We start from the raw sequence: 12,913 nt of genomic DNA, 5'->3' as shown, positions 1-12,913 counted from the left end.
TTGCCTTGCCAGGTTTTTTATTATATGGGGGAGAATGTCCTAGGGAGGTCTTTAAATTCATGGAAACAGAACAAGAAAAAGCTGAGCGGGAGCTTGCGGAAAAGCTGAATGAGGAAGCGGCACAACGAATCAAGGATGATCCGGAGAACAAACGAGTGACGCCAGAGGAAGTGGAAGCAGCTGAGCGTGCATTCTTTGAAGATGATGAGATTATTACGCTGCGGGATCGACGGAAATATCGAATTCCGCCATGTAACCTGAAGGATGCCCGTCGTCTGATGAAATTGCTGAAGACGGTGAATATCGATGCCATTATTCTTAACTTCATCCCGACGGAGAATGATGAACTGGACGAAAAGCGGCAGCAGGATTTATTTGATGTATTGGCAATGGCATTCAAAAACTATCCACATATCGTGACCAAAGATGAGCATGGTGAGTATATCATCAATCGAGAATATCTGGATGAGTACCTCGATCTGAACACAGCTCGTAAAGTCATTGATATGCTCATTGGACTCAATGGTTTAAAAAAGTAGAACGCACCGAGGGGGAGTCTTTGGAGGGAACCGAAATCCGTGATACGGAAACACAAGAACCCGTTCACTGGGGAGAGATCTTCTTCACCCTCCATAAACACTGTGGGCTGAACAAGTGGGAGATTTGGGAGTACACACTCCCTCAGGTTGCGGAGCTGTGCAAGTCAGCCGAGAAATATATTCAATTTGAGATTGAACTTATGACAGCACCTCTTCGCATGTTCGGTGGCGGTGGGGGCGAGGAAGTCGAAGACGATGGGACCGTCAGACGTAAAAGAACCTTCAATGACGAGGATTACACGGAGATATCAGAAGATGATATAGGTATGCTTGCACAAGCGCTCGGAGGATAAGAGAGAGATATCCCGTTTTGCCTAAATGAAGGTAGAACGGGATTTATGCATAAAGGCGGTGATTCTATTGACTGAAACAGAAGGACAAGGAGACAAACACTCCTTAACACAAGAAATATTAACGGATAGAGATCAATTAACTGGACAAAAGGCAGCGCTGAATGGGAGCTACCTATCAGGTGTTAGCACGCTGGTTAGACGTGTGGAGACGATCAGAAGTGATATGCAGTCGCAGATGATTGAAACACTGACTAACGATCTGGAGCTTTTTTATCGTGGAGCGTTCAGGGAATTGAAGAATGTGTCTGCAGCTGGATCACAGGAGTTGTTAGACTCCGTGTTGAATACGATGAAATATATTTCAGCAGGTGAAACCAAGGGGTATTCGTCAACAATGCTCAAGAAATCCCTTGACTCGTCGCAGCAGATGGATCAACAGATGAGCCGGGCCGACCAGAATATCGAGCTTAGATCATCTGGGTCAACGAATGACAGCGGGCAATACACACAAACCGGAACGGTCAAAAATCTGCAACGAATTGCACTGCAACATGGTATGGACCAGGAAGATGTAGGTCTTGCCTATCGTATTGGTTCTCGTAATTATGATCAAGCATCTGAAGCTGTCGCGTTTGCAGAAGAAGTAGCCAAGCTGAATGCAGTAAGCAATACGGATGTGGAACAGACGGCAACAAGTCTGGAAGCTGTTACTTCGGCCTCGGGAAGCAGTAGTTTGGATCTGTCCCAAGTCACAGACATGATGATCAGGGCTGCAACGCTGTTGGATATTGGCGTTCAGGACTTGATGGATATGATGCGTCAGACCCTTCCAGTGGTTGGTAACCCTAATGGAATGCTTGCATCAGAAGAAGAAGATACATTAGCCAACTGGATTAGCAAGGCTGCAATGGCGGTTCAGGACAAAGGAGATATGATTCCGCAGCAGGCTTTTGCATCAAATCGAGTTAGATTCGATCTTCTTGCTGAACAATTGAAGGCTACGGATGCTAACACATCGATTCATCAGCTCACCGGAAGTAGAGACAACCTTCAATTCCGACAACGAGAGATCGAGATCGCATTTCAGATTGCAACACATGAGGCGATGCAAGGGTTGAAAGATGAATTTACCGAGCTGGGCAATTATCTGAGCGCAGTCATGCGGTTAATTGGTGATCGCACGGGTGGCATTGTTGATCATATGGAACTGCTTAACCGAATTATGGATGAAGTCGGAGTTCAGGTTGCGTGGGATAAGTTCGGTGAAGTGATGAATGAAGGCGATGAGAAACGATATGCTGCTACAACATCAGAACCGGGGAAACTCAGAAATACGGGAAGTGATGTTCCCGAGCGACTTGGAGTCACGGATGTGCAACGTGCTGGTGTAGCACAAGAAATGGGCAGACAGCAGAGTCGTCTACAGACTCTGGATCATCGCAGAACAGAAATTCAAAGTAGGGTCGCAGTTAAGCAAGATGAGGTACTTCAGGCACGGACTAACCGAGATCATCAACATGATATGTACAATCAGGCTATACAAGATGGGGATATAGCGGCTTCTTCCATTCATGCAGAAGAACGTGACGAAGCTGAGAAGCGAGTCAAAACGTATAGTCGAGAACTTCTTCTGTTGCGAGAAGAAATGCATTCACTCGATATTCAGATTGCAAAGACGAAGCGAAGTCTTGAGTTTCTAGGCCGAGAACTGGATGACACGAGTAAAGCCATAATGCAACTTGAACATCGATCTAGAGTTTTGATGATGGCGATGGATGACATGGACCTGGATGCAGTTGAACTACGAAACAAGTTGTACTTCCTTAATGCTGAGTTTACATACGGTTCCACCGATGTTCAGCGCTACGAATCCGAGATCCAGAAGCTGCGTAAACAGTCAACGCTGTTGAATGATGTTCTCTCTAAACTGAGAACCGAAGTCAATGAGTTAAATGCGTCTTTTAGACAGGGCATGATTGATGCTACAGCATACATATCCAAACTGAAGGAACTTGAACAAGTTCAGCTCGCGAGTATGATGAGTGGTCCAGGAGGATTGCTAGTTGTTCCAGGAGCAGGAAGTGGTGAATCCCCTGTTAAGGATGACAAGGAAGATTCAGCAAACAAACCCTTTCTAGAGAGACATCAAGATCTCATCAATGATGCAATTAAGGATATGGCTACATCAAAGATTGAGGAAGTTATGGATTTTGGCTCAGACAAGAAGAAGAAGGACAAGCCCAAGCGACGAGGGATTAAACAAAGATTCGAAGATATGAAGGAAGTCGGTAGTAAAAAAGCATTTTTCAACGGTCATGCACCTATTCGTGACAAGGATGGAAAAGTACTCAGAGGACCGGATAAACCTGACGGAACCCCTGGAGATATCCTTACCCAGCGTGATATCACGATCGAGCGTAAGAAAAACGGAGACATTCCAGGGAAATGGGCAAAGCTCGGCAAGTTGGGTAAGACGATACTGAAACCCCTAAAAGCCGTTCCTTATCTTGGGGCTGCCATGACTGCTGTGGATGTAGTGTCCGGTCTTGTTGATCCGCTGAGTAATATGGGTAAGTCAGAAGCGGAGAAGCAAAGTATTCGTGCATCAAATAAAGAGGAACTGGCCAAGGATTTTAAAGATATGGAGCAGTCTTCAGTTGTAGGTAAAGTGTGGAAAGGCCTTAACCTTGGAATGGATGCAGTTGTTAAGGGAGGAATCAGCAGCCTATTTGGTAACAATGCCACCAATAATAAGTTCGGGGACTACTGGAAGGGATTTAAGGCGGTATGGAGCGAAGACGGCGGAGATGCAGTTGAGAAGAAACTGGCCAAAGAGTATAACTACGAGCAAGAGAAAAAAGAGGCCCAGATTCAAATGGATAAAGAGTCAGGCAAGCCACCTGGGGATAAGAATCAACAACAACCGCAGATACAATACATTCCACCCCAAATGCAATACATACCTGCTGCCGGCGGAGTAGGGGCCATGGCGAATGGGTATAAGCCTCAGCCGCAAAGCAATGGTATTGATGAAATGATCGCCAAGATTAATCGGCAGCTTAACAAATCGACAAGTGATAACGAAACCAATTACCAAGTCACTCGATCCCGTCTGTTGATTAGTGGTGTTCGCGAAGATTCGGGTCAGATGCGTGCGCTAATGGAGAAATATTTGCAAGAGAATATCAAGTTCTTCGATAAGGCCATTGCAAGTTTACAGAAGACGTACGACAAGATGGCTGAAGGTAAGGATAAAGATGAACTGGGCCTGGAGATTAATGAGAAGAAACAGCAAAAGGCCCAGTCAGAGCTTGAACTGAATGGTGTCAAAAACAGCCAAATTGATGAGCTTAGACGCAAGATGAATGATCAGTTTGAATTGACGGAGTTGGATTATGATAAACGAATGTATGATCTCCTTGCAGCTAATGGGGGTAAGGAAGATGCACCCGAATTAATTGCATTGAACAAATCCCGTGCATCCGAAATGAACTCACAGATAAGTTCGATCAAGCAAGAGTGGAAGAATCTACTGAGTAGCGGTGTATTTAAACCAGGGTCCAATGAATATATGGATATTTTTAAACAGATTCAGTCATTGGGTGTAGAACAAGCCAAAAATTTGGCTGAAATTAGTAAAAAAATGGATAAACCGATATCCACTTTCAACATTCCAGCAGGTCTAAAAGTCATGGATTACTTTGATTACATGACTACGAACAATACACATAAAAGTGTGATGGTTGGTTCGGGTGATGTCACGGTTCATGTGAACATCGACAATATGACAGGCAGCACAAAAGATGTGGAGAGACTGACATCTACGTTGGACAAGACACTGCGGCAGAACAACCCGGGTATGGTGAACTATATGGCCAGCAATGTTGGTGCGGGAATGGGAACGAATCATATCCCTAGATATAGTAGATAAGGAGGAACTCTGATATGACTCAACAAAATCCGTTTGGCTTAGTTAATGACCGGTATAAAAGAAAGCTATATGTAGATACAGGCATGAAGTTCGAGCCAGTAAACGGAAGAATTATTGATCCGTACTCTTCACCTTCGCCCAATCCGCAAGTAAGGGAAATTAAAATGATTAATGCTCCCTCACATTTTCATCAGATGGGTGTGTCTTCGTACAAGGCGATCATTAACATCCTGTTTAAAGATAAGCAATCCTATCACGACTACGTCATGTACGTAGGCTGGACACACAAATTTTATGATGAGAAGGGCAATATCTATGTTGGTGTTGTAGAGTCCATCAAAGTTGACCCAATTTTCTACCATCAGGATACGATGGATAAGGATCAGAAGGGGTACAAGGTCGAATTGACCATGACCCTGATCAAAAAAGATGGATATGATCGAAAAAGTGCGATACAGTTTCAGGATTTACAGACGACAGAAGGCAAGGACCACTGGGCAAGAGATTCCATTGAACGCTTGGCTGATTTGGGACTGACGGTTGTAACCCAATTGGATGGCACACCCATTCTATATTTCAGACCGGAAAACTTCATAACCAGAGCAGAGTTTGTTACTTTTCTGATGCGTACCAAGCGTTTGCTGGAACGAACAATTCGAGAGTAGGGTGACCTACTCTCTTTTCTGTCTATTCTAAATATAGGAGGTGTTTATCATACGAAAATGGGTTGATGTAAACGAAGGGGACTGGTTCTATAACGATGTTATGGAAGCCACGAATATGGTTTTGGAAGATGGTGAAGTCTTTGTTGCCGGGATCAACTATAACAAGTTTGAGGAAGGCAAACCTTTTGTATATGAAGAAATCAAGGGGCAAGCGGGGCAAACCTCATTCAGTCTGCCTGTGCTGATTAAACCAACAGATGACAATCCACTGTATGTGTTTATTGACGGTGTTCAAACCATCTACCAAACGGCTGAAACCAATAGTAAGGGATTAACCGATGTGGAGTTGTATACCGGTGTAAAAGCAGGACAGGTGGTGTCCTTCTGTAGTTATGGTGAACCGTTGCTGGACAGTGCTTGGAAAAGGCCACCGGTGTCCTGGACTGGAGATCTGCCCAGAGCTGTACTTAGCGCAGCGACGACCTATTTCTACGATCCATTCAGTCGTAATCATCAGGAATATTTATATGCAGCAGGCCAACCGCTTCGCAGACTCAGTATTCCTTCCGAGGTATGGGCAGACACCATGGGAGACGCAGAGGCGGTAACCAAAATTGCAACCAAGGCGATTGGTTACCGAACGGATGTATATTGTGTCAGCCCTGGGGGCTCGGTGTTTCTTCCTTTTAATCTGAACGGTGTCACCTGCAAGTTCAATTATTGGACGAAGAATAACAAGTTCATGAGTGAAAATATCAAAGCAACAACCCTCAAACCAGCCTACAACAATTGTTTTTTTCCTAATGCCATTATACAGCGGGGAGAAGCCTTTCATCTGATTAACAAGTTGCGCAAGGTGTTCTATGCCAGATTTACGGACATGAAAGCACCAACGACGGAGATTAATCAGCCTATTACGGCATTTCAAGGTCAACGGGTCTTTAGACTTAACGGCAATTATCCGGCAGGTAAAAAGAAACTTAAAGTCACAGTGAAATTTAAAGACGAAAAAAAAGATAACGTCCCAGAAACCCCCGCTTATTCGGAAATTGACAACCACACGGTTGTATTTAATCAACCTTTTTCAGAAGGCGACGAAGTGACGTTCTATTATCTCAAAGATGTGAGCGAGAGGTTTGCAGACGTTGGCAAAGATTCAGCCATTTATTATCAAACCAAAGGTGAGCGGGTAGAACAGTCCAAGGATGCCTTTTGGAAAATAGCCGTCTCAGAAATGGAGGACGAAACATTTGCGAACAATGATCCACTCATTAATGGCATTCCTATCAAGAAAAAGATGGATGGTGCGGCAGTAGTTACGGAAATGGGGAGACCTGTAAATGGCACAGACGAAGAAGAGATATGGTTCCTTGGAAATTCCGCTATGACACGGGCTGAAGCCGCAGCTTTCCTGGACCGATTCATGAAATGGACCATCGAGCGATTCAAGTAAGGGGGAGATTACAATATGATTCCAATTTCGGATGAGGTTATGAATGTGCTGTCCCAGCGTCTGAAGCTGGGGGAAGGAGCGCTTCCCAATATCCGTGTCGAAGTAGATCGGCTGGCCTTTATCCCGGGACGGACAGAAGAGTTCAGGCATATCGTAACCGAGCAGGTACCCATCATCAGTACAGAATCCGTTTGGGTGGATGAGTCGAGCAATGGTACATATAATGGTTCGACTCATGCGAATGCTCAGGAGATTTTTTTTCCTGTCAAGGGTAAAACGATTGATAGCATTACAGTTACAGATAAATTTGGTTCAGCCAGAGATGGGGGGTCTCGAAGCCATAGAGGCATCGATTTGTGGGATGAGATCGGAACCCCGATTTTGGCTGCTTGGGCTGGTAAGGTCGTACATACAGCTCGCAATAAAACAAAGGGTGCGGGGAATGCCGTAACGATCAGGCATGCCAGTGGTTTACTCACCAAGTACTTTCATCTGAAAGACATTCTCTGTTCGGTGGATGATCAAGTGGCTCAGGGAGCAGTGATTGGTACTCTAGGTAACACAGGGGGAGTGTACACCAATGGTCACAAGGTTTCAGCTGCTGAACGTGCCGCTGGCAGAGGAAGACATCTACATTTTGAAATTTGGGAAGGGGTTAGTCCAACGTCTAAGACTGGAGAGGGAGGTAAGGCAGTCGATCCCCGATTATATCTGAGCGGAAAGCGTAAAATGCACGGAAATGCCACAACAACATTTACTGATGTAAAGCCGGTTCAGGTCGAGGGATATCCCGGAGAGATTAAACTGAATGAGAAGTTCGACAAGCGAAACTGGCATGAGAAAGACGTTTATACAACCGGATTGAAATTTTCGGATTATGCCAAGATTGAATCGGGCTGGACTATGTTTGATTCAGGAGGCAAGTTGCTGTATACGTTTGAAGGCAAAGCTGCCGTAGCTGAATTCGAAATTAACGTGACGAAACTGAGTATGCCCACACAAGGGTTGCTTAGTATTGGAATGGGGACTAATTTCAGTGAAGCGGAAGGGGATTCTTTCGTCGTGGTGATTGATGGTAAAACATATGCCTATGTCAATAAATTCAACGGGGCATATGATCTGACCAAACTGACGGAATTGAATAATATTGTGATCCCTGCAAAAGCCAAGAGTATCAAGATTAAGGTGACGTATGGGGGCAAACAAAACTCCACTGTCCCAACCGGGTCTGTTCCTGCTTCAAGTAAGAAGTATAAAAAATTCGCCATTGATTATATTCGCATTCAAGAGTTGTTGCCTGCTCCGTTGAAGAATCAAAAGAGTGAAGAAGGGCTCGATCCATCTAAAGGATATTATCAAACGAACAGCTACACAGATTTTATCAATAATAAAAGGGTCGAGACGGATGTTATTCAGGTCGGGTCTTTTGTTTATATGGACACACAGGTTCTTCCCAATATCATTAGTGCCGAAATCGATGATCAGTTTGATTCTGAAGCCCGGGAAGCACGGCTGACGATCTCTAATCCGAGAGGATTCTTCTCCCCCGATTATAATCCTGCTCATTTTCCTGAGCTTGGGGGCGTACCGTCTCCATGGTCGTATTTCGCAAACGGATTCCATATCGGGGTTCTGAGTGAAAACACACCGATACGCATATATATGGGATATGGTCAGCACATGATGCGGGTATTTACGGGACTGATTGATAAGGTGGACATCAATGGCGAAGGCTCCACGTTGGAGATCACGGCTCGAGATATGTACAAGCGTATTATCGAGAAAGTCATTTCCGAGAAAAAAGCCTATCCGGAAGTGGATGAGATAGATAATGTGCCAGATCCGGTGCCGCCTGCAGCAGTTGGCACGGATCGGACATCATCTATCATTCAGGCCGCACAGGCTCAAGCTGCAGCGTATGGTGTACCTGATCATAAGTTTTTGCTTGCGATATGCAGGCATGAGACCGTTCTCGGAACACAAGGTAAGGGTAAAGATGAGAACGGCAGCTTTATTCTTGGATACGGCTGTCCTAGTGAGGGACCGTGTACTGAGAAATACGGAGGTATTCAGGAGCAAATGAAGCGCGGAGCAGAACGGATGTCCAAGGCACTGGCTTCGAGAGGGAAAAAAGTGACTTCCAAGGCAGATGTACTTTATTTCCATAATGGTGGAGACATTGCCCCCATGACCTGGAGTCAGGATCGGGAGAATTGGGTGGACAAGGTATGGACCTATTATCAGGAGATGCTCGCAGACCCGGCAAGCTGGACCATTACAGCAACCTCCACTCCGACAGTTACACCAACACCCGCTCAGCCTGTAGAATTCGAAAAGCCGGCTTGGGTCAAATCAACCGTTGTACTGGATCTGGTTAAACATGCAGGTATGGTCGGTTGGAGGGCAACCAGTGAGGATCGCTCTTATCCTGACTATGTGATTGACGAGACCTATCTGATTGAGGTGAATCAAAAGACGGGCAGGGTCATTGTTCCCGTACCGGGTCAGGAAGGTGAGTTTGAAGTTAAGGACGCAAGTACAGTGCTGACACCGAACGGATGGCTTAATCCATTTATTGAGGAGTATGGCAGGACGTTTGAGCAATGGTCAGGCAAAGTTACGGAAGCCGTTCAGGAGGTTATATCGGAGCTTCCGTATCGAAGCTACTGTGACCGTTATGGTACATACCGATTGGAGCGCCTGAATTATGACAAACCGGTCGCAGCAGAGTTTTCCGAGAATGACAATCTGATCTCCATTACCAAATCTACGGATTGGTCCAGAGGAAGAAGTCACATCGTTGTTATCGACTCAAATAGCAGTCAGAGCAGTTTTGTAGACAAAGAGATTTTGCTTGAACTCAAAGGAGAGATCCGAACCATGGTGCTGGCCGTTCCTTGGGCGAAGACGGTTGAAGCCAAAAGACAGGTGGCAGAACGAGCTTTTTTTGACATGAAACGCATGTGTCGTACGCTACAGGTATCCATACCTGCCAACCCTGCGCTTGATCTGCTCGACAATGTCGTTGTGACGGATAAAACGACCACCACACGAGCTGTATATACGATTAAAAGTATTAAAACCAGTTATTCGGTCGACCGGGGCATGTTACAGGTTATTGATATGATGTGGGCAAGAAAGGGCGTGATGGTGTAATGGCCGGCATTGTAAATGAAAATATTGTTTTTCCCGTGCTGGATCTCATCCACCGGGAACTTCGCAAATATAGCAGTATCTCCAATTCGAATATTTCTCCTCTCGAAGGTGAGCCCTCCGTTACATTATATCGGGAGCACATGCAGGACCCTGACCGGGTGACTGGAGCAGACCTCTTGTATGAATCGGCATGGAAGGTTTCGATCTGGATGAAGTTTGGCTCAGAGGATGAGGAAGACTTTCCTTCCGGGGTGGGCTACTCTCACCCGGATTATGATTATTATAAGTATTTTAGGCTAACGCAGGTGACGGCCCGTACATATGATGCATCTGGAGAGTCGATGTTCACTTACAATATTGCTCTAAATTATGATGACGAAGGACGCTTAACTGGAACGAGCGTAAGTCGTATATAACATGTAGGAGGTGGTTCCATGGCATTTAATGTATCTTACATCGCGGGTGGCGTCATCGACAAAGTGCGCGAGCTGCCGTACCCACACTTCAGTAAAAAGACGATCCCGTTCATTCGGGGACAGATGTTGGACATTCCGGCGGCGAAGACCACCAAGTCGGATACATTCACCTTGGCGTATGACACGGAGTTTCTGAGCATTGCGTTTGCTGCGAGCCACTACTGTGTCGGCGATTACTGGGAACTGACGATCGGGACGGAAAAGGTGTGCCGCACCATTTATGCGAAGGAACTTCCCGAGTCGGTTTCCATGGGGAATAGTTTCGGGATTGTCTACCCCATTCCAGCGGGAACGACCATCACGTTTGACTTTTTTAACGCGGTGGCTGAAGCCAAGTCGGTCTGGTACAACATCAAATTTTTGAGATAAGGAGGGTGACGATGGCACTACAAAAACCGCAGACGAACTTTGCCGCTTATATTGACGGAGAGTCGGAAGCACAAAAATTAATCAACACGCTGGCCGATGAAATTGTAGGTGCTGATATTCCTAGAGTAGAGGGCGGAATTGACGCCAATCGCTGGGAGAAGGTCTATGAATCTGATGGAGCTGAATGGGTAACCTACAGCAAAAGCTATAACAAGGGTATTATTGGGATGTACGCCCATTCTGACGGGAATCAGTACGAAGTTTACAAAATTCCGGATTGGACCGAGGCAAAAAGTCATTCGGGCGATTCTGCCTTGGATGCTAATGGCTGTCTTTGGGAAGTAAGGCAAACCTATTTCGATGACACCATTGAAGGCATGGCCCAACCGGGCAGAGCAAACATAGGAATTACTTACGGTAACTATAGAACAGGACGTAAAATTCAGGTAGTTCAATTCACTTACCAAGATGGTCAAACCAATGAAACAAAGTACGTAGATATTCCTGGTTGTTTGGTGACTGTTGTTGTGGATGATTCAGTTCCTGACGGGTATAGAGCATACTTGGTAAATCAGGTAATTGGAAATCTCGATGGATCGACTAAATCGTCAAATGAATGGAATCAGTTTGAAATAGTCACAGAAATGCCGACGGATTGGGCATATGCGATCAAATTAGCCCCCAAGGGAAAATATCAATATAATTTTTCTAGAAAAGTCAATGACTATGGATACAGTCCCTACTGGATATGGGCAAACATTGTTGATACTTTTTATGAACCTGTAAAGCAACTTTACAAGTTTGATGAACTATTTTATACAGCGGATGTACTGAACAATGTAACAGCTCAGACAGTAGTGAAAGCAACGCCTACAGTTCCCACAGGAATTCAAGTTCGTGATTATTATGTCATGCTTGAGCAGCCAGCTCATGACTGGAACTACATTAACATCTACTATGGAGAAGGCTTCGAGGGAAAAGTTGCTCAAGGAAGCCAGCGCGAAACGTATGATGGGATCTGTGATCCTGAAACCATAACGATTGGGAAGGCACCTACAGTCATTGACCAATTGAAGGCACATTATATGTATTTGACATGGAATGATTCTTTAGCCATTAAACCTTTCATCCCACCGTCCACGAAGTGGAAGCTGGATTATGACGGCAAGACAGAGATCGTAAGCCCGGCTGCTCGCTTTTTCCACGGCAGACATTCTACAACCTCATGGTTGCCTAACAAAAAACGCAGACCGGATTACCTGGTAGCTTACACTTTATCGGTAAATAATGATCGAGTAGTTCTTGTTTTGGAAGGTGATCCTTCACCGAATATTCATAGCTATTACCGTAGTTTTGGATACATAGGCAAGATTGTTCCGTTCAATGATTATGACCATGGAGGTAACTTCGGTGTCACTGTAGGTATGGGTGATCTGCGAACAGATATGACAGGTTATACGAAAAATGATATTCTCACGGATCTTAATCCGGATCTCTATGCCAAATATGGTGAGTACACTTCAAATGGCATGGACTCCATGTCCATGTTGAAGACACGCAGTAATGTCTTGTTCCAGCGCTATTACCCGGCATTTATTTCGCATCTTCCGAACTATCCTTCTGTGGGTAAACTTCCCCCGGGCCTTGCTAAATTGATTGTAGATGCGGATGGCTTCCAGAAATCTCTCTGGACAGGAAAGTATCATGCGAGTCCAATCTACCTTGTTCATCAGGCAGAAGGATATCGGGGTTATATGGACGGTGTAGTTGCGATATACGACCATAACCTGGTCAATCGCGATGAATTAATCGTAGATACAGAAATTCTGAAAGATCCTTCCAAACCTGCGTTGGGTACGTGGACAGAAGTTTACAAGTTTTTCAGTATCAAGAGTCCGTTGAATCTATTCAAACATTCCCCATCCCCAGATGTAATTACGATTGCATTTTTGAAAGAGATAAAATAAGGAG

The 12,913-nt window shown here is 45.1% G+C and carries 9 protein-coding genes; all 9 read left to right on the top strand.

Annotated features, from left to right (window positions below; translation table 11 throughout):
• The first annotated feature begins 59 nt into the window (after nucleotides 1-59).
• The 9 genes from NLBNIHML_RS06565 (at nucleotide 60) to NLBNIHML_RS06525 (ending at nucleotide 12,909) form a co-directional block, all read left to right on the top strand.
• Nucleotides 60-539 carry a hypothetical protein gene (locus tag NLBNIHML_RS06565; protein WP_339235341.1) on the top strand — a complete coding sequence of 160 codons (480 nt, stop codon included), beginning with the start codon at nucleotides 60-62 and terminating at the stop codon, nucleotides 537-539.
• Nucleotides 540-559: 20 nt separating this feature from the next.
• Entirely contained in the window at nucleotides 560-892 is a 333-nt protein-coding gene (locus NLBNIHML_RS06560; protein WP_494354053.1) for a hypothetical protein, read from the top strand.
• Between the two features lie 67 nt (nucleotides 893-959).
• Nucleotides 960-4,823, top strand: a complete 3,864-nt coding sequence (locus NLBNIHML_RS06555; protein WP_494354052.1) for a hypothetical protein — start codon at nucleotides 960-962, stop codon at nucleotides 4,821-4,823.
• A 14-nt stretch (nucleotides 4,824-4,837) separates the two neighbouring features.
• On the top strand, nucleotides 4,838-5,488 hold the full coding sequence (locus NLBNIHML_RS06550) for an S-layer homology domain-containing protein (RefSeq protein WP_282320884.1): 651 nt from the start codon (nucleotides 4,838-4,840) through the stop codon (nucleotides 5,486-5,488).
• Between the two features lie 115 nt (nucleotides 5,489-5,603).
• Entirely contained in the window at nucleotides 5,604-6,941 is a 1,338-nt protein-coding gene (locus NLBNIHML_RS06545; protein WP_494354051.1) for a hypothetical protein, read from the top strand.
• Nucleotides 6,942-6,956: 15 nt separating this feature from the next.
• Nucleotides 6,957-10,097 (top strand): M23 family metallopeptidase, encoded by a 3,141-nt coding sequence (locus NLBNIHML_RS06540; protein ID WP_494354050.1) that lies wholly within the window; start codon nucleotides 6,957-6,959, stop codon nucleotides 10,095-10,097.
• On the top strand, nucleotides 10,097-10,513 hold the full coding sequence (locus tag NLBNIHML_RS06535; protein WP_494354049.1) for a hypothetical protein: 417 nt from the start codon (nucleotides 10,097-10,099) through the stop codon (nucleotides 10,511-10,513). The genes NLBNIHML_RS06540 and NLBNIHML_RS06535 overlap by 1 nt, the downstream gene beginning before the upstream one ends.
• An 18-nt stretch (nucleotides 10,514-10,531) precedes the next feature.
• Nucleotides 10,532-10,942, top strand: a complete 411-nt coding sequence (locus NLBNIHML_RS06530; RefSeq protein ID WP_076331348.1) for a DUF8551 domain-containing protein — start codon at nucleotides 10,532-10,534, stop codon at nucleotides 10,940-10,942.
• An 11-nt stretch (nucleotides 10,943-10,953) separates the two neighbouring features.
• A complete protein-coding gene (locus tag NLBNIHML_RS06525; RefSeq protein WP_494354048.1) occupies nucleotides 10,954-12,909 on the top strand; it encodes a hypothetical protein in 1,956 nt (651 codons plus the stop codon).
• The last annotated feature ends 4 nt before the right edge of the window (nucleotides 12,910-12,913 follow it).

Source organism: Paenibacillus sp. JNU01, assembly GCF_059130585.1.
This window is presented reverse-complemented; position numbering and strand designations above follow the sequence as displayed.

Excerpts from the sequence above, each read along its gene's own strand:
- NLBNIHML_RS06565 (WP_339235341.1), top strand. The coding sequence starts at position 60 with ATGGAAACAGAACAAGAAAAAGCTGAGCGGGAGCTTGCGGAAAAGCTG.
- NLBNIHML_RS06550 (WP_282320884.1), top strand. The coding sequence starts at position 4,838 with ATGACTCAACAAAATCCGTTTGGCTTAGTTAATGACCGGTATAAAAGA.
- NLBNIHML_RS06545 (WP_494354051.1), top strand. The coding sequence starts at position 5,604 with ATGGTTTTGGAAGATGGTGAAGTCTTTGTTGCCGGGATCAACTATAAC.
- NLBNIHML_RS06540 (WP_494354050.1), top strand. The coding sequence starts at position 6,957 with ATGATTCCAATTTCGGATGAGGTTATGAATGTGCTGTCCCAGCGTCTG.
- NLBNIHML_RS06535 (WP_494354049.1), top strand. The coding sequence starts at position 10,097 with ATGGCCGGCATTGTAAATGAAAATATTGTTTTTCCCGTGCTGGATCTC.
- NLBNIHML_RS06530 (WP_076331348.1), top strand. The coding sequence starts at position 10,532 with ATGGCATTTAATGTATCTTACATCGCGGGTGGCGTCATCGACAAAGTG.
- NLBNIHML_RS06525 (WP_494354048.1), top strand. The coding sequence starts at position 10,954 with ATGGCACTACAAAAACCGCAGACGAACTTTGCCGCTTATATTGACGGA.